Here is a 17,078-nt window from a genome sequence, read left to right as displayed (position 1 = left end):
CTGCGCCGGAACGGGGGGCTGCGGCAGATCACTCCATCCGCATCGAGCACTCGTACGGTCGCGCGTGAAGGAGATCAGGGATCGATCGCTTCGGCGAGCCGAACCAAATGGATGAGTTCCATGCTTTCGCGGCGTATCAATGCCTGGAGCGAGTCGATCCTGCGGGTCGCGTTGTCGCCCTGGGGCGTCCGACCGCCTTCCACCAACCACGTCTCCATGCGCTCGGCGAGCTTAACCGGCAGCACTGCGCGAGCCCCCACCACCTTGCTGTGTGCCCCTGGGTGATCTCCAGTGCCTCAGCCACCTGCGCTTGCGACATGCGGTACACGGCGTGGGCGGGCAAGCAGGAGCGGTGAAACCCGCAGGCCTGGATAGCCAGTCGGTGCTCCACGTAAGACAGGGGCGATGACAGGGGCCGCAGTGGCAGACTTTCTGAATGAATGGTGTGTTTGTTGCGCCGCCGCTAAGCAGCGAACATTCACTTATCCCGGTGCACTGCCAGACAGCGGACAGGCCGCCTTCCCATAACGTGCAGCAGCGGCTCCTGAAGACGAGGGGGGTGGCTTGCTCAGTAGGCCGCCAAGGAGCCAGCTATGAAGTTCTGCTCGCAGCAGAACAATCACAGAACGGATAACCCCTGCGATCCGTGTGCGATCCGCGACTTAGAACAAGGCAGGAACGAGCACACCGGCCGGTCAAAGCCTTAGCGGCATCAATCAAGCAGTTAGAATGGTGGAGCCGAGGGGGATCGAACCCCTGACCTTCGCAATGCCATTGCGACGCTCTCCCAGCTGAGCTACGGCCCCATTCCGTCCGGGAGGCAGCCCACTAACCGGGGGCTGCCGGCTTGGCAAGCGGCGAATTGCCGCCTGCCGCGCCTTTTTTCAGAAATCAGTTGTTTTCATCATCTTCGTTGCTGGTTTCGACGCCCAGGTCGTCGTCACCGCCCAGGTCGACCTCGTCATCGGCCGAGGGCTCTTCGTCTTCGCCGGTGTCCAGATCCTCGTCGTCGCCGGCCAGGTCGGCGTCGACCTTCTCCTTGTCCGGCTTCGCGGCCTCGAACGGCAGCGGCTGCTTGGACTTCAGGATCGGCTCCGGTTCCCAGGCATAGCCGCAGTTGATGCAGGTGACGGGCTCGTCCTTCTGCAGGTCGTAGAAACGCGTTGCGCATTTCGGGCACGTACGCTTCGTGCCCCATTCCGGCTGGATCATGCCGTGAAAAGCCTTTCGGATGGGTGGATCAACAGGTCGCCCCGTGAAGTGGCGCGTGCCTTGCCATAGCGCAAGGCGGCTGGCAAGGCGCGGCGCGCATGGCGCATTCTTCCTCCCCTACCCCGTTCATCGTCCCCACGCCGACGCGGCTGGCGGGGCGGATCCGCGTTCCCGGCGACAAGTCGATCAGCCACCGCTCGCTGATGCTGTCGGCGCTGGCGGTCGGCGAGAGCCGCGTCGAAGGCTTATTGGAGGGCGAGGACGTGCTCGCCACCGCCGCCGCGATGCGCGCGATGGGCGCGACGATCGCGCGCGGCGACGATGGCGTCTGGCGCATCCACGGCGTCGGGGTCGGCGGCCTGCTCCAGCCGAGCCAGGCGCTCGACATGGGCAATTCGGGCACGTCGACGCGGCTGCTGATGGGACTGGTCGCCAGCCATCCGATCACTGCGACCTTCACCGGCGACGCGTCCCTGTCGGCGCGCCCGATGGCGCGCGTAACCGTGCCGCTCGAACGGATGGGTGCGTCGATCGAGGCGTCGCCGGGAACGCGCCTGCCGCTGATGGTCCGCGGTGCCCGCCCGGCAGTGCCGATCGACTACGAACTGCCGGTGGCCTCGGCGCAGGTGAAGTCGGCGGTGCTGCTCGCCGCGCTCAACACCCCCGGCATCACGCGCGTGATCGAGCCGGTGCCGACGCGCGATCACAGCGAGCGGATGCTCGCCGGGTTCGGCGCTCAACTGACCGTCGAGCAGGGGCCTCGCGGGCGCGTCATCTCGCTGACGGGCGAGGCGGAGCTGAAGCCGCAATCGATCGTGGTCCCCGGCGATCCGTCCTCCGCCGCGTTCTGGATGGTGGCGGCATCGATCGTGCCGGGCAGCGACGTGGTGATCGAGAATGTCGGGCTGAACCCGACGCGTGCCGGATTGGTGACCGCGCTGCGGATGATGGGTGCGGACATCGGCGAACTCGATCCACGGACGGTCGGCGGCGAGCCGGTAGCCGATCTGCGCGTCCGCCACGCCGCCTTGGCAGGGATCGTCGTGCCGCACGACCTCGCCCCGTCGATGATCGACGAATACCCCGCGCTGTTCGTCGCCGCCGCCTTTGCCGAGGGCAAGACGGTCGCGCGCGGTGCGGAAGAGCTGCGGGTGAAGGAGAGCGATCGGATCGCCGCGATGCGTGCGGCCCTGGAACCCAACGGCGTCAGGACCGAGGAGCATGAGGACGGGTTGACCGTCCATGGCTCCGGCGGCGAAAAGATCGCGGGCGGCGCATCGGTCGCCACGAAACTGGATCATCGCATCGCGATGAGCATGACCGTCGCCGGGCTTCATGCGCGAGTGCCGGTGACCATCGACGACATCGCGCCGGTCGCCACCAGCTACCCGGCCTTTTATCAGCAGCTTGCCACGCTTTCCGGGGAAGCGGCGTGATCATCGCGGTCGACGGTCCCGCCGCATCGGGCAAGGGCACGATCGCGCGGGCACTGGCGCGGCACTATGGCGTGCCGCATCTGGATACCGGCTTGCTCTACCGGGCGGTCGCCGCACAAGTGCTGCGGCTCGATCTCGATCCCGCCATCGAGGCCGATGCGGTCGCAGCGTGCGATTTCGATGACGCGCTGCTCGGCGACCCGCTCCTGCGCGAGGATGCGACCGGCCAGACCGCCTCGATCGTGTCGGCGCATCCGCTGGTGCGGGCCGCATTGATGCAACGGCAGAAGAGGTTCGCGCATCAGCCCGGCGGCGCGGTTCTCGACGGACGCGACATCGGGACGGTGATTGCGCCGGATGCCGACGCCAAGTTGTTCGTCCGCGCGACGCCGATGATCCGCGCGCGCCGTCGCCACGACGAACTGCACGCGCGCGGCAGCGCGATCAGCTACGATCAGGTGCTCGCCGACATCCGCATCCGCGACGATCGCGACAGCTCGCGCTCCGTCGCCCCGCTGGTGCCGGCACAGGATGCGATGGAACTCGATACCAGCTTTCTTTCGATCGATGCCGCCGTGTCGCGCGCGATCGCGCTGGTGGACGGGCGTCTTCAGCAATAGCGGTACGGGAGGTGGCGATTCCGGCCGACCTTGCTTTCCGGCTGCTTTTCCTCTAGGGCGCGGCGGTCCGGCGGGCTGGGGCTCGCGGAGGCGCGGCGCGACGGTATTTCCCTCGCGCCCTTTTCGCATAGCCGCGAAGGGCCCCCGTCGCTCCCCACTTCATTGGATGTCGCGCCCGACACGGGGTCGGCGCGGCGGTGATGGCCAAGACCGGCGGACCCAACCGCCTGGCCGGAAAACGACATAGGACAGTTTCATTTATGGCCTCTGTGGCAACTCCCTCGCGTGATGAATTCGCGGCGATGCTCGATGATATGTTCGGCGGCGCCGACAGCTTCGAGGGCCGCGTGGTGCTGGGCACCGTCACAGCCATCGAAAACGATCTGGTCGTCATCGACGTCGGCCTGAAGAGCGAAGGCCGCGTGCCGCTGCGCGAGTTCGCGCCCGCGCCGGGCCAGAAGGCCGATTTGAAGGTCGGCGACGAAGTCGAGGTGTACGTCGACCGCGTCGAGAACATGCATGGCGAAGCGATGCTCAGCCGCGACCGCGCCCGCCGCGAGGCCGCCTGGGACAAGCTGGAGCTGGAATTCGCCAAGACCGCGCGCGTCGAAGGCGTGATCTTCGGCCGCGTGAAGGGCGGCTTCACCGTCGACCTGAACGGCGCCGTGGCATTCCTGCCGGGCTCGCAGGTCGACATCCGCCCGGTGCGCGACGTCACCCCGCTGATGGACATCCCGCAGCCGTTCCAGATCCTGAAGATGGACCGCAAGCGCGGCAACATCGTCGTCAGCCGCCGCGCCGTGCTGGAAGAGACCCGCGCCGAGCAGCGTTCGGGCCTGATCCAGTCGCTGCATGAAGGCCAGATCATCGATGGCGTCGTCAAGAACATCACCGATTACGGTGCGTTCGTCGACCTGGGCGGTATCGACGGCCTGCTGCACGTCACCGACCTCAGCTACAAGCGCGTCGGCCATCCGAGCGAGATGATCAACATCGGCGACACCGTGAAGGTGCAGATCATCCGCATCAACAAGGACACGCAGCGCATCTCGCTGGGCATGAAGCAGCTCGAGAGCGATCCGTGGGACGGTGCCGCCGCCAAGTATCCGGTCGGCGCGAAGCTGTCGGGCCGCGTCACGAACATCACCGAATATGGTGCGTTCGTCGAGCTGGAAGCCGGCATCGAGGGCCTGGTGCACGTCAGCGAAATGTCTTGGACCAAGAAGAACGTCCACCCGGGCAAGATCGTCTCGACCTCGCAGGAAGTCGACGTCGTCGTGCTCGAGGTCGACGAGGACAAGCGTCGCATCTCGCTGGGCCTGAAGCAGGCGCAGAACAACCCGTGGGAGGCGTTCGCCGCCGCGCACCCGATCGGCTCGACCGTCGAGGGCGAAGTCAAGAACGCCACCGAGTTCGGCCTGTTCATCGGCCTGGACAACGACGTCGACGGCATGGTCCACATGTCCGACATCGCCTGGGGTGTGTCGGGCGAGGATGCCCTCAACCTGCACCGCAAGGGCGAGACCGTGCAGGCGGTCGTGCTCGATATCGATCCGGAGAAGGAGCGCATCTCGCTCGGCATGAAGCAGCTCGAGCGCGGCGGTCCGGTTGCGGCGGGCGCGGGCGACCGCCTGGGCAAGAACCAGGTCGTCACCGTCACTGTCCTTGAAGTCCGCGACGCGGGCCTCGAAGTGCAGGCGGGCGACGATGGGGCGACCGGCTTCATCAAGCGCACCGACCTCGGCCGCGACCGCGACGAGCAGCGCCCGGAGCGTTTCCAGGTCGGCCAGAAGTTCGACGCGATGGTGACCGGCTTTGATCGTTCGAAGAAGCCGACCTTCTCCGTCAAGGCCATGCAGATCGCCGAGGAGAAGCAGGCCGTCGCGCAGTATGGCTCGTCCGACTCGGGTGCGTCGCTGGGCGACATCCTTGGCGAGGCGCTGAAGGCCCGCGATACGAAGAAGTAAGCTGGTAACGCTATCGTTTGCGAGAAGGAGGAGATCGGCCGTTTGGCCGGTCTCCTTTTTGTTTGCGAACGGCGTGGGAGTGACCCAATTTGCATATTGCCGTTCGGTTCGGTCCTACACGGCGCCGGAACTTATCTGTATTAGCCCGTGCTGGAAGTAACGTGAACGTCAAGGAATAGCGCGAGATGATACGGTCGGAACTGGTGCAAGCCCTGATGAAGGACAATCCCGGCCTGTCCCAGCGCGACGTGGAGGCGATCATTTCGACCTTCTTCGACGAGATCGTCGCACGCCTGGCGGATGATGGGCGGGTGGAGTTGCGCGGCTTCGGCGCGTTTTCCACCCGCGCGCGCGACGCGCGGGTCGGCCGCAACCCGCGCACCGGCGAGACGGTTGCGGTCGATGCGAAGCGCGTGCCCTTCTTCAAGCCCGGCAAGGAAATGCGCCAGCGCCTGAACGTCGCGTAAGGCGCGCGGCCGCGGCGGGCCGCAACGGCTTGACGCGGGCGGCCGCAACCGCTTCGTGGATCGCGATGCGCGGGCGTGGCGGAATCGGTAGACGCTGGGGACTTAAAATCCTCTGCCATTGGCGTGCGGGTTCGAGTCCCGCCGCCCGCACCAGCATCTTCCGTCTGGTCGCAGGCGTCGCGCTGACACTCTCCGCCGCATCGTGTGGCCGCCGCGCCGATGTGGGACCGGTGGTGGTTAGCGTGATCGGCACCGCGCCGACGCTCGCGACGCGCGACCGCCGTGATCTTCGCACCAGCGATCGACTGTTGACCGACTCACTGGCTCAGGGCCTCGTGCGTTTCGACGCAGCAGGACAGATCGAGTCGGGGATCGCCGAACGCTGGATCGTAATCGACGACGGCCGCAGCTACATTTTCCGATTGCGACGTGCGCAATGGGACGACGGGTCCCAGGTTCGCGCCGGAGACATCGTTCCGCTGTTGCGCCGACAGGTATCTCGCGGCGCCGCCAATGCCGTAGCCCCCTATCTGACCGCGGTTGCTTCGATCGTCGAGATGACGCCGGAAGTGATCGAGATCGAACTCGCTCGACCGCGCCCCGATTTGCTCAAGCTATTCGCCCAGCCTGAAATGGCGCTGGTCCGCCCCGGCAAGCCGGGCGGGGCCGGCCCTTTCCGACGCCGCGCCGGCGCGCGCGACGGCATTCTGCTGACACCGGCGCGCGATCCGGATCGCGCCCCCGACGAAGAGGGCCCTACACCGGAGCAAGACGTGCGCCTTCGGGGCGAGCGCGCCGCAGCGGCGATCCTGCGCTTCGTGGAGCGCCAGTCGGATCTGGTCAGCGGCGGTACGCTCGTCGACTGGCCGATCCTGCGCACCGCCAACCCTGCGCCAGCCAACGTCCGCATCGATCCTGCCGCCGGCCTGTTCGGCCTGGCGATCGTGAAGCGCGAAGGCTTCCTGGCGGCTGCCGCGAACCGCGCGGCGGTGGCGCAGGCCTTCGACCGGACCGACCTGACCGGGAGCGTGTCGGCCGACTGGCCAGCCCGCGAGACCGTACTGCCCGAACAGCTCGATTCCGCGGCGCCGCCGATGGTGCCGGCGTGGGCGACGCTACCCCCCGAGCAGCGACCTGCCGCGGCCCGTACGCAGGTCGCCGCCTGGCGCGTGGCGCACGGCGTGCCGGTACTTCGGCTCGCGTTGCCTGGTGGCCCTGGCGGTACGTTGCTGTGGGCACGATTGGCCCGCGACCTGTACGCGGTCGGTATTCAACCGTTGCGGGTCGCGCTCGACGATCAGGGAGCCGACCTGCGGCTTCTCGACCGTGTCGCGCCCTATGACAGCGCGCGCTGGTATCTGGCGGAGGCGTGCGTCGCCTGCTCGTCCGAGGCGGCTGCCGCGATCGAGGCGACGCGGCTGGCAGACACGCTGCCGCAGCGTGCACAAGCGGCCGCGCAGGCCGATCGATTGCTGACCGAGGACGTCGCGTTCGTGCCGCTCGCCCGACCGTTCCGGTGGTCGCTGGTGGCGCTGCGGCTGCGCCAGTGGCAGCCCAACCCCCGCGCCTGGCACCCGTTGAACCGGTTGCGGCCCGATCCCAATTAAGGGACATGAACGCTCGTCCGACCCCATTGAACGCCACGTTGTTCGACCAGCTGCCGGTCGGCCGCGACGCTGCCGCGGTCCGCCGCCGGATCGAGGCGGTCGAACGGCTCCTGGAGGGGCTCTACGTCATTCCCGGCATCAATCGCCGCGTCGGATTGGACGCGATCGTCGGGCTCGTCCCGGTCGTCGGCGATCTGCTGTCCGGCGCGATGGGCATGTGGCTGGTGTGGGAAGCGCGTAATCTCGGCATGAGCCGATTGGCCCTGTTCGGGATGACCGCGCGGGTCGGTTTCGACACGATGCTCGGCATGGTGCCGGTTGTCGGGGATGCGGCCGACCTGTTTTATCGTTCGAACACCCGCAACGTGAAGCGGATCAAGAAGCACCTTGATCGTCATCATCCCGCAACGGTGACGCTGCAGCGCTGATCCTCGCGCTACTTCCTTCGATCAAGCGTCGCGCGGCGCGAATACCGTTCCGCCCGGCATCGCGCGCGGTACCCCGGTGGTCCCCGGAAAGCTGATCGGCAGGCCGGCAAGCGTACGGACCGCCATATAGGCGAAGCCCTCCGCCTCAAGGCCGTCTCCATGCCAGCCGAGCGCCTCGACCGGCTCCGGCACCAGACCCGTCCGCTCCGCCAACATGCGCATCAACGTCGCATTGTGGCGTCCGCCGCCCGCCACCAGCAAGCGCCGCGGTGCGATCGGCAGCGCGGCCAGCCCTTCGGCTATTGTGGCGGCGGTAAAGGCGGTCAGCGTTGCGGCACCGTCCGCGGCGGACAGCCCGCGGGCGGGCTGCACCGTGAAATCGTTGCGATCGAGTGATTTGGGGAAGGGCGCGGCGAAGAACGGGTGGTCGAGCATCGCGGTCAGCACGATTTCGTCCACCTGCCCCGCTGCTGCCAGCGCACCGTCGCGGTCGAACCGTGCGCCGATCTCCTGCTCCACCCAGCTATCGATCAGGCCATTGGCGGGCCCGGTATCGAAAGCGGCGATCGCTTCGCCATCCTCCACCAACGTCACGTTCGCCACCCCGCCCAGGTTGAGGATCGCGATCGGTCCGCCGAGATCCGCCGCCAGCGCGGCATGATAGACCGGGATCAGCGGCGCGCCCTGCCCGCCGGCGGCGACGTCGGCGCTGCGGAAATCGGCGACGGTTCGGATGCCGCTCGCATCGGCCAGCGCCTGCCCGTCGCCGATCTGCCAGGTCCAGCGGCGATCGGGACGGTGCGCGACCGTCTGCCCGTGGAAGCCGACGACGCCGATGTCCGCGGCGGCGACGCCGGCATCGCGCATCAGTTTCTGCGCGGCGAGCGCATGGGTTCGCGTGATCAGCGCCTCGGCGGCCAACAGCGGCGGGCTCGCACGCGGTCGCGGATAGGTGAGCGCGAGCGCGGTCGCTTCGGCCAATTGTGTCCGAGCAGCGTCCGAATAGGCCTCGCCACGAAAGGCGATCCGTCGGACCACGCGCCGGCCGTCCGTCTCGATCAGCGCCGCGTCGATGCCGTCGAGCGACGTGCCCGACATCAATCCGATTGCCAACATCTCCGCGCCCTCCCGCCGTGAACCGCCGCATCCTATCGCGTCGTCAGGCGCTACTGGCAAATTCCGCCGTAGCGCATTATGTGCGAGCGATCCCATGGCAACGCAAATTCCCTCACCGCCCCGCGTGGGCATGGTCTCGCTCGGCTGTCCCAAGAACCTGGTCGACAGCGAGCGGATCCTGACCCAGCTTCGCGCCGACGGCTATCAGATGTCCGCCGACTACTCCGGCGCCGACGTGGTGCTCGTCAACACCTGCGGCTTCCTTGATTCGGCGAAGGAGGAGTCGCTGGAGGCGATCGGCGAGGCGATCGCCGAGAATGGTCGCGTCATCGTCACGGGCTGCATGGGCAAGGAGGCCGAGGCGATCCGCGCGCGCTTCCCCGACGTGCTGGCGATCACCGGCGCGCACGAATATGAGCAGGTGGTGGAGGCGGTCCATGCCGCCGCGCCCGCAGCGCTTAGCCCGTTCGTCGACCTGATCCCGGACGCCGGGCTGAAGCTGACCCCGCGCCATTACAGCTATCTGAAGATATCGGAAGGCTGCAACCACCGCTGCTCCTTCTGCATCATTCCAAGCTTGCGCGGCGATCTGGTAAGCCGCCGCCCCGATGCGATCCTGCGCGAGGCGGAGAAGCTGGTCGCAGCGGGCACGAAGGAATTGCTGGTCATCAGCCAGGACACCTCCGCCTACGGCATCGACATCCGCGACCAGCCGCGGTTGTGGAAGGGCGCCGAAATACGCCCGCACATGACCGATCTGGCGCGCGAACTGGGCCGGATCGCGCCGTGGATTAGGCTCCACTACGTCTATCCTTACCCGCACGTCGATCAGGTCATCCCCTTGATGGCCGAGGGATTGGTGCTTCCCTACCTCGACATACCGTTCCAGCATGCCGCACCGGCGGTGCTGCGCCGAATGAAGCGCCCCGCCAACGACGCCAAGGTGCTGGGCCGGATCAAGGCGTGGCGCGAGATGTGCCCCGACATCGCGATCCGCTCGACCTTCGTCGTCGGCTTCCCCGGTGAGACCGAAGCGGATTTTCAGTATTTGCTCGACTGGCTGGACGAAGCGCAACTCGACCGTGTCGGCGCGTTCCGCTTCGAGCCGGTCGAAGGCGCGTCGGCGAACGCACTGCCCGACCCCGTTCCCGAGGCGATCAAGGAAGAGCGCTACGCGCGCATCATGGAGAAGACCGCCGCGATCTCCGCTGCGAAACTCGCCGCGAAGGTCGGACGCACGCTAGACGTCATCGTCGATGCGGTCGATGCGGAAGGCGGCGGCGCCACCGGGCGGTCGATGGCGGATGCGCCGGAGATCGATGGCGAGGTTCACCTGCGCGACGCCGGCCATCTGGTGCTGGGCGACATCGTACCCGTCGCGATCGAGGACGCGGACGAGCACGATCTCTTCGGCGTGCCGGCCCGACGTCGATGAGCTTCGGCACGAACGGTTAACTCTCCTGTTCTAAGGATGTTGTCTCACAAGGAGACATCATGCCGCGCCGTATCCGGTCACTCCTGCAATTGCTGAGCGCCGACGTGGCCGCGCACGCGGACCGCTCCGAGGCGATTGCAGGTCAGACGCGATTGCTGGCGCTCAATGCCGCGATCGAGGCGGCGCGTTCCGGCGAGGCGGGGCGCGGGTTCGGCGTCGTCGCGCAGGAGGTGAAGACCCTCGCTGCGCAGGCCAGCAACTCATCACGTGCCTTTCGCGAGGAGCTGCTCGGCCGCCTCAACCAGGGCGGCGAGATCGCCGCCGATCTGGTCCATGAACTGGAAGGCGGACGGCTCGGCGAACTGGCGCAGTCGATCGCCGACGCGTTGTCGCGAACGCTGTTCGACCGCACCATCGACGTCCGCGTGCTCGCCAGCGACCATGCGATCCGCGAAAGCCTGCTGCTGCCCGACGACGCACGCGCACAGGCCCGCGCGCTCGAGCGGATGCGTTCGCTGCTCGGCTTCTCGCCCTACTTCCTCAATGCGTTCGTGGTCGCCGGCGACGGGACGGTTGGGGTGTGCGCGCACGACGACGCCGCGATCCGACCGGTCCGGTTCGACGGCTTCCCGCAGTTCCAGGCGGTGATGCGCGGCCCGCTGCCGCAAGGCTGGCTCACCGACGAAGTATGGGCGAACCCATGGTCACGGCATCGTAAGGTGCTGATCTTCGTGGCGCCGGTGACGATCGAGGGCGTCACGGCGGGGGTCTGCTATCTCGAATACGACTTCGAAGGGCAGGTCGCCAAACTGATCGACGTGATGAACCGGTCGTCGCGTCGTGCCACGATCTCGATCGTCGATCCGCTCGGCCGGATCGTCGCGACGACCGGCACACGCGCCTTCCACGAACAGCATCCGCACGCACTTGCCGCCGCGGGCACGCCGGTGCAGTCGCTGGACGATCTGGTCGTCGCCCACGCGACCGTGCCGAGCAACCACGGCGTTCCCGGCCTCGACTTCCGCTGCGTGATAGAGGATCATGTCGCGTCCGACAGCGCGATCATGGTGGCGATGGCGGGGTAGAAACACCACGAACGCTGGTAGCGGAGGAGGGACTTGAACCCCCGACACGCGGATTATGATTCCGCTGCTCTAACCAGCTGAGCTACTCCGCCCCGTCTCGCGGGGGGAACCAGCGTTCGTGAGGCGCGGGCTATAACAGCCCGTTCGAAGCCGTCAAGCGCCGAACATATGCCGCGACAGCAATTCCCAGGGACCGCCGCGATACCACCAGGCGGCGAGCCCGGCGATCGCCACCGGACGTGGGCGGAAGGCGTGGCGAAGCGTTGCCAACAATGCCTTGGCAACGGCGGGCTCGACCTTGTTCTGCACCGTCACGTGCGCACGCCAGCCGCCGGCATCCTGCGGCGTCAGCAATCCCGCGAACGCGTCGGCAAGGCGCGTGCGGATCGCGACCAGCTCGGGGCTGTCGATCCGGTACGCGACGCCGCGCCCGAGCGACATGACGTCTGCGAGCCGGGCCTGTGGCGCCGGGATGCCGCGCGTCTCCGCCACCAGCCGCTGACGCAGTTCGGGCGCGAGCGTCGGCGGCAGATGATGGAACATCGTCAGGTGCGCCGCGAGCTGGTTGCGCTCCGGAGGAAAGTACGCACGGCGCTCCGCATCGAAGAACGCCTGGTCGGCAGCACCGAACAGTGCGGTGACGATGATCGGCGCGAGGCTGACGTCCTCGGTCAAATCTCAATCTGGCTGCCGAGTTCGACGACGCGGTTCGTCGGCAATCGGAAGAATTCCATCGCGCTCTCGGCGTTGCGCAGCATCCAGCTGAACAGCTTTTCGCGCCAGATCGCCATGCCGGGCCGCTCGGAGGCGAGCAGCGTCTGGCGGCTGAGGAAGAAGCTGGTGTCCATCATCCGGAACGCCGCGCCGCAGCCGTCGAAGGACTTGAGATGCGCGGGCACGTCCGGTTCCTCCATGAACCCGTAACGCAGGATCACGCGGTGGAAGCCCTGCCCGAGATCCTCATGGAGGAAACGATCTTCCTCGGGGAAATAGGGCATGTCGGTGACGCGTACGGTCAGCAGGATCACCCGCTCGTGCAAAACGCGATTGTGCTTGAGGTTATGAAGCAGCGCATGCGGCACGCCTTCGGGGGTCGAGGTCATGAAGACCGCCGTCCCCGACACGCGCGTCGCCGAGGTCGCCGCCGAGTCGATGAAGATCTTGATCGGCATCGCCGCCTCGCGCATCCGCTCGATCATCAGCTTGCGGCCCTGCGACCAGGTGGTCAGCAGCACGAAGACGATCACCGCGACCAGCAGCGGGAACCAGCCGCCGTCGGGCACCTTCGTCAGGTTCGACGCGAAATACATGCCGTCAATCGACAGGAACACGACCTCGAACAGCGCGGTAGCCCAGAGCGGCCAGTGCCAGACGCGGCGGATGAGCACCCCGATCATACAGGTCGAGATGAACATCGTCCCCGTCACCGCGATCCCGTACGCTGCGGCCAGGTTCGACGACTCGCCGAAGCCGAATACCAGCAGCAGCACCATGACCATCAGCGCCCAATTCGCGGCGGGGATGTAGATCTGTCCCGCCTCCGACGCGCTGGTGTGCGTGATGCGGATGCGTGGCATCAGCCCGAGTTGCACCGCCTGCTGCACCACCGAATAGGCCCCGGTGATGACGGCCTGGCTGGCGATGACGGTCGCCATCGTCGCCAGGATCACCAGAGGCAGCCGCCAATCCTCGGGCGCCATCAGGAAGAACGGGTTTTCGGCGGCCGAGGGCTGTTCCAGCAACAGCGCGCCCTGCCCCAGATAGTTGAGCATCAGCGCCGGCAGCACGAACGCCAGCCACGCCAGTTCGATCGGTCGCCGCCCGAAATGGCCCATGTCGGCGTACAGCGCCTCCGCGCCGGTCACCGCCAATACCACCGAGCCGAGTGCCAGGAACGCCAACCCCCCGTCGTTCATCGCGAAGCGCACGGCGTAGAGCGGATTGAGCGCAAACAGGATATCGGGCCGCTGGATGATGTGCAGCACGCCCATGATCGCCAGGACGACGAAATAGACCAGCATAATCGGACCGAACAGTCGCCCGACCTTTTCGGTGCCGATCGATTGCATGTAGAACAATGCGATCAGGATCGTGACTGCGATCGGCAATACAAAGGAATCGAAGCCCTGCTCGACCGTCGCGAGCCCCTCCACCGCCGACAGGACGGAGATCGCGGGGGTGATCATGCAGTCGCCGAAGAACAAAGCGGTGGCGAGGACGCCGAGGATGACGAGGCTGGTCCCCCATTTCTTGCCCGCGCCCGATCGCCGCTGGATCAGCGCCAGCAGCGCAAGACTTCCGCCTTCGCCGTTATTGTCGGCGCGCAACACGATCAGGACGTATTTCAACGTCACGATCAGCATCAGCGACCAGAAGACCAGGCTGATGACGCCGAAGATGTGGAGCGGATCGACGGCGAGCGGATGGTGCCCGACGAAGACTTCCTTCATCGCGTACAGCGGACTGGTGCCGATGTCGCCGTAGACGACGCCGATCGCGCCAAGCGCGAGTCGGGCGAGGCTGCCGCTGTGGTGGTGATGGGTCGCGCCGGCTTGTGCCCGGATCGCTGGGTCGGTGGTGCTGACGCTCACGCGCTGGCCACCGCTGTCGAGAGGACGTCCGCTTTCGTGGCCATGATGCCGCGCGACTAGCACGCGCCCGATGCGCCCGCAACGCGGAACAGGCGGCGAACAAAAATGTTGTGTCCCCCGAAAGGATTACCGATGAGCGAAACGCACAATCCCAAGAACGAGCCCTTCTCCAATGCCGAGAAGGATCCGGACGACTGGACGACCGGCGACGAGGCCATGACCGGCGCGCAGGCGAGTTATCTGAAGACGCTGAGCGAGGAAGCGGGCGAAGAGTTCGACGAATCGCTGACCAAGGCGGAAGCGTCGAAGCGGATCGATGCGCTTCAGGAGCAGACCGGGCGCGGCCGGTGACGCCGCAGCCCCGGAAATAGCAGCCTCCGCACGCAAAATCCTCAGTTCGCGGCGGCGATCAGGCGATCCAGGAGCGCCAGGCGCCGCGCGATCTCGGTTCGGTACGGCGTGCCCTCCGGCGACAGGCGGACGGCGCGCGCCCACAGCGTCCGGGTCTTCCGCACCTCCCCCGCCTCCAGATAGGCGAAGCCGAGGTAATAAGGCGGAGCGGGATGTTCGGGCGCGAGCCGCGCGGCCTGCCGGAAGGCGAGCAATGCGGGCGGAGTGACGCGGTGGCCGGCGTCGGCGGCAAGCGTCACGCCGGCCCAGGTCCACAGGATGAAGCTCTGCGGCAGCTTTGACAGCCCGCCCAGCACCACCCGCGCCGCGGCATCGTCGTTGCCGCTGCGCGTCATCGCGTCGGCGGCGACCAGATAGGCGGTGTCGGCGTTGAAGCGACCGAACATGCTGTCGCGCAGCTGCGCTTCCTCGACGTCGATCGGCGGCGTCGTCGCGGCGGGGCGCGGCTGCGCGGCGCCGAGCATCGGGCGGCCCTGCCACGCATAGCCGACCCCGCCCAGGCACAATGCAGCCCCGAGCATCGACCAGAGCAGCCGGTCGACGCGGAAGCCGAACGCCATGGCCGCGAACGCCGCGCCGCCCAGCAGCAGGAGCGCCACAAAGCCCATCACTGGCCCTCCAGCGTGCGCGTCTCGTGCATCTTGCCCGCCACCTGCGGCGGCATGTATTTCTCGTCGTGCTTGGCGAGCAGGTTGGTGGCGACGAACGAGGCGTCGGGCCGGAAATGCCCCTCGGCGACCACGCCGGAACCCTCGCGGAACAGGTCGGGGGCGATGCCGCTGAACCGCACCGGGGTGACCGCGCGGCCGTCCGTCACGCGAAAGTCGATCGAGACGCCGTCGGCGGCGCGGCGGATCGACCCGCGCTCGACCATTCCGCCCAATCGTACCGCCTTGTCGGGCGGCGGCAGATGGCCCGCGACGTCGCCCGGCGCGTAGAAGAACGCCGCCTGGTCGCGCAGCCCCGACAGCGCCAGCAGCGCCGCCGCACCGATAGCCGCCAGCCCGAGCAGCACGAGCACCAGCCGCTGGTTCTTGCGCGTCACTTCTCGGCATCCCGCATCTGCCGCCAGCTGAGCCAGGCGAGCACCGCCGCGGCGAGCAGCGTCAGCGCATAGGCGGCGGTGACGAACGGCCACGGGTTCATGCGCGCGCCCGCCGCCGCAGCCGCGCCTCGGCCTTTTCGCGCGCCAGCAGCGTGCGCATCCGCATCAGCACCACCGCGCCGAAGAAGAACGTGAAGCCGAGCAGCATGATCGGCAACGGCCACAGCAATGCGCGGTCGATGGTGGAGCCGGTCAGCCCGATGCTCGGCCCCTGGTGGAGCGTGTTCCACCAGACGACCGAATAGCGGATGACGGGCAGCAGCACGGTGCCCGCGATGCCGTAGAGCGCGGGGATGCGCCCGTCGCCGTCGCGCTCGCGATCGGCCTGCGCCAGCGCGATGAAGCCGAGATAGACGAAGAACAGCAGCAGCATCGAGGTCAGCCGCCCGTCCCACTGCCACCACGTCCCCCAGGTCGGCCGCCCCCAGATCGCGCCGGTGACGAGGCACAAGGCGGCGAAAATCGCGCCGGGCACCGCGATCGCGCGCGCGGCGACCATCGCCAGCGGGTGGCGCCAGACGAGGAAAACGATGCTGGAGACCGCGATCCCGCTCCACCCGCCCATGCCGAGCCACGCGGACGGCACGTGGATGTAGAGGATGCGCACCGTCTCGCCCTGCAGATAGTCGGCGGGGGTCTGCGTGAGCCCGGCCCAGCAGCCGATCGCGATCAGCGCCACGCCCAGCCACCACAGCACGGGTGTCAGCGGGCGGGCGATCTTCAGGAAACGCGCCGGATTGGCGAAGGCGTGGAGGGTCGGCACGAGGCTGGGATAGGCGATGCGGGGGCGGTCGTCACCCCCTTGGGTCGGGCGGCATGACGGACGACGGAGCGCTGTTGCCTGTTCTCTTATGGGATCGAGAAAAGGGAAAGCTGAGTGCTCCGCCCCGGCAGCTTCCCTTCGAACGAACGTACCGATACGCATGAAGCATGATGATCGAAACTGATCGGCTCACGCTTCGGCCGTACAACACCAGCGACTTTGACGCTTATTTAAGAATGGTTTCTGATCCGAATGTTGTTCAGTTTCTAGGCGGTCAACCAATGCCTGCGGAGGATGCTTGGAACCGGCTTCTACGCTACGCCGGACACTGGGCGTATTTCGACTACGGCATGTTCGCTGTTTTTGAGAGGTCTAGCGGTCGCTTTATCGGCGAAACCGGCTTGGCTGATTTTCATCGAGGGTTGGGTCACGACTTTGACGGGGTGGGTGAGGCGGCGTGGGTTTTCACTTCAGAGTCCCAAGGTCGTGGATATGCTTATGAAGCGGCGATGGCGGCTCTCAAATGGTACGGCAGCAGCGCCGACCGCCAACGCACCGTCTGCCTTATCGCACCTGACAATCGGCCATCTTTGATCCTCGCGGAAAAGCTGGGTTACGTCTCGTTTGGCAACGTCGTTTACAGAGGCGGTCCTTTCACGACGCTGGAACGCACTTCGATCGGCTAATGCCGTCCCTTCTTTTCCTTGGCTCCGGAACGTTTGCCGTTCCCGATTGGGAACGAGACCGTCCGAAAACTCGCTGGTGGTGGGAGCTGTAGGGGTTCTTCGTGGCGAACTGGCGCAAGATGCGACATCCTGGCCTCCATGTGTACGGT

General features: G+C 66.9%; 18 protein-coding genes and 3 tRNA genes. 11 read left to right on the top strand and 10 right to left on the bottom strand.

The window, feature by feature from the left end:
* Nucleotides 1–74: 74 nt before the first annotated feature.
* From J2Y58_RS18645 to J2Y58_RS18635, 3 genes are all read right to left on the bottom strand, one after another.
* Complete coding sequence (locus J2Y58_RS18645; protein ID WP_310106527.1) at nt 75–245, bottom strand: hypothetical protein; 171 nt, start codon at nt 243–245, stop codon at nt 75–77.
* A 485-nt stretch (nt 246–730) separates the two neighbouring features.
* Nucleotides 731–806, bottom strand: a tRNA-Ala gene (locus tag J2Y58_RS18640).
* A gap of 85 nt (nt 807–891) precedes the next feature.
* The gene (locus tag J2Y58_RS18635) at nt 892–1,212 is read right to left on the bottom strand and encodes an FYDLN acid domain-containing protein (protein WP_294198592.1); all 321 of its coding nucleotides are present in this window, start codon (nt 1,210–1,212) and stop codon (nt 892–894) included.
* A gap of 98 nt (nt 1,213–1,310) precedes the next feature.
* Here J2Y58_RS18635 and aroA point away from each other — a divergent pair, with 98 nt between their 5' ends.
* The 7 genes from aroA (at nt 1,311) to J2Y58_RS18600 (ending at nt 7,737) form a co-directional block, all read left to right on the top strand.
* On the top strand, nt 1,311–2,648 hold the full coding sequence (gene aroA, locus J2Y58_RS18630; protein WP_310106523.1) for a 3-phosphoshikimate 1-carboxyvinyltransferase: 1,338 nt from the start codon (nt 1,311–1,313) through the stop codon (nt 2,646–2,648).
* Nucleotides 2,645–3,268 (top strand): d(CMP) kinase, encoded by a 624-nt coding sequence (locus J2Y58_RS18625; protein WP_310106521.1) that lies wholly within the window; start codon nt 2,645–2,647, stop codon nt 3,266–3,268. Before aroA ends, J2Y58_RS18625 begins: the two co-directional genes overlap by 4 nt.
* Nucleotides 3,269–3,528: 260 nt before the next feature.
* The gene (rpsA, locus tag J2Y58_RS18620) at nt 3,529–5,235 is read left to right on the top strand and encodes a 30S ribosomal protein S1 (RefSeq protein WP_310106519.1); all 1,707 of its coding nucleotides are present in this window, start codon (nt 3,529–3,531) and stop codon (nt 5,233–5,235) included.
* Between the two features lie 185 nt (nt 5,236–5,420).
* Nucleotides 5,421–5,702, top strand: a complete 282-nt coding sequence (locus tag J2Y58_RS18615; protein WP_310106518.1) for an integration host factor subunit beta — start codon at nt 5,421–5,423, stop codon at nt 5,700–5,702.
* Nucleotides 5,703–5,771: 69 nt separating this feature from the next.
* A tRNA-Leu gene (locus tag J2Y58_RS18610) sits at nt 5,772–5,855 on the top strand.
* 80 nt (nt 5,856–5,935) lie between these two features.
* A complete protein-coding gene (locus tag J2Y58_RS18605; RefSeq protein WP_310106516.1) occupies nt 5,936–7,309 on the top strand; it encodes an ABC transporter substrate-binding protein in 1,374 nt (457 codons plus the stop codon).
* 5 nt (nt 7,310–7,314) lie between these two features.
* A complete protein-coding gene (locus J2Y58_RS18600) occupies nt 7,315–7,737 on the top strand; it encodes a DUF4112 domain-containing protein (RefSeq protein ID WP_310106515.1) in 423 nt (140 codons plus the stop codon).
* Between the two features lie 21 nt (nt 7,738–7,758).
* Here J2Y58_RS18600 and J2Y58_RS18595 read toward each other — a convergent pair whose 3' ends face one another.
* Nucleotides 7,759–8,853, bottom strand: a complete 1,095-nt coding sequence (locus J2Y58_RS18595; protein WP_310106513.1) for an anhydro-N-acetylmuramic acid kinase — start codon at nt 8,851–8,853, stop codon at nt 7,759–7,761.
* A gap of 94 nt (nt 8,854–8,947) precedes the next feature.
* On the opposite strand from J2Y58_RS18595, the gene rimO reads away from it, so the two are divergent.
* Nucleotides 8,948–10,288: a 30S ribosomal protein S12 methylthiotransferase RimO gene (gene rimO, locus J2Y58_RS18590; RefSeq protein ID WP_310106511.1), complete on the top strand. Its 1,341-nt coding sequence runs from the start codon at nt 8,948–8,950 to the stop codon at nt 10,286–10,288.
* A gap of 59 nt (nt 10,289–10,347) precedes the next feature.
* On the top strand, nt 10,348–11,373 hold the full coding sequence (locus tag J2Y58_RS18585; protein ID WP_310106509.1) for a methyl-accepting chemotaxis protein: 1,026 nt from the start codon (nt 10,348–10,350) through the stop codon (nt 11,371–11,373).
* 15 nt (nt 11,374–11,388) lie between these two features.
* Here the strand turns inward: J2Y58_RS18585 and J2Y58_RS18580 are convergent.
* The 3 genes from J2Y58_RS18580 to J2Y58_RS18570 form a co-directional block, all read right to left on the bottom strand.
* Nucleotides 11,389–11,465: transfer RNA gene (locus J2Y58_RS18580), tRNA-Met, on the bottom strand.
* A gap of 61 nt (nt 11,466–11,526) precedes the next feature.
* Nucleotides 11,527–12,048, bottom strand: a complete 522-nt coding sequence (locus tag J2Y58_RS18575; protein WP_310106507.1) for a 2'-5' RNA ligase family protein — start codon at nt 12,046–12,048, stop codon at nt 11,527–11,529.
* Nucleotides 12,045–13,964, bottom strand: a complete 1,920-nt coding sequence (locus J2Y58_RS18570) for a potassium transporter Kup (RefSeq protein WP_405053139.1) — start codon at nt 13,962–13,964, stop codon at nt 12,045–12,047. The genes J2Y58_RS18575 and J2Y58_RS18570 overlap by 4 nt, the downstream gene beginning before the upstream one ends.
* 132 nt (nt 13,965–14,096) lie before the next feature.
* Here J2Y58_RS18570 and J2Y58_RS18565 point away from each other — a divergent pair, with 132 nt between their 5' ends.
* Nucleotides 14,097–14,315 (top strand): DUF3072 domain-containing protein, encoded by a 219-nt coding sequence (locus J2Y58_RS18565; RefSeq protein WP_310106505.1) that lies wholly within the window; start codon nt 14,097–14,099, stop codon nt 14,313–14,315.
* A 41-nt stretch (nt 14,316–14,356) separates the two neighbouring features.
* On the opposite strand, the gene J2Y58_RS18560 is transcribed toward J2Y58_RS18565, so the two are convergent.
* The 3 genes from J2Y58_RS18560 to ccmC form a co-directional block, all read right to left on the bottom strand.
* Nucleotides 14,357–14,983, bottom strand: coding sequence for a hypothetical protein (locus J2Y58_RS18560; protein WP_310106503.1), 627 nt, complete (start codon nt 14,981–14,983; stop codon nt 14,357–14,359).
* Nucleotides 14,983–15,420, bottom strand: a complete 438-nt coding sequence (ccmE, locus tag J2Y58_RS18555; protein WP_310106501.1) for a cytochrome c maturation protein CcmE — start codon at nt 15,418–15,420, stop codon at nt 14,983–14,985. Before ccmE ends, J2Y58_RS18560 begins: the two co-directional genes overlap by 1 nt.
* Nucleotides 15,421–15,517: 97 nt before the next feature.
* Nucleotides 15,518–16,243 (bottom strand): heme ABC transporter permease CcmC, encoded by a 726-nt coding sequence (gene ccmC, locus J2Y58_RS18550; protein ID WP_310106499.1) that lies wholly within the window; start codon nt 16,241–16,243, stop codon nt 15,518–15,520.
* Nucleotides 16,244–16,410: 167 nt separating this feature from the next.
* Between ccmC and J2Y58_RS18545 the strand changes: the two genes are divergently transcribed.
* The gene (locus J2Y58_RS18545) at nt 16,411–16,929 is read left to right on the top strand and encodes a GNAT family N-acetyltransferase (RefSeq protein ID WP_310106497.1); all 519 of its coding nucleotides are present in this window, start codon (nt 16,411–16,413) and stop codon (nt 16,927–16,929) included.
* The last annotated feature ends 149 nt before the right edge of the window (nt 16,930–17,078 follow it).

Origin of the sequence: Sphingomonas sp. BE138 (genome assembly GCF_031456125.1) — a bacterium.
GTDB lineage: Bacteria > Pseudomonadota > Alphaproteobacteria > Sphingomonadales > Sphingomonadaceae > Sphingomonas.
Note: the sequence above shows the minus strand (reverse complement) of the source record. Positions and strands in the feature narration are given on the sequence as shown.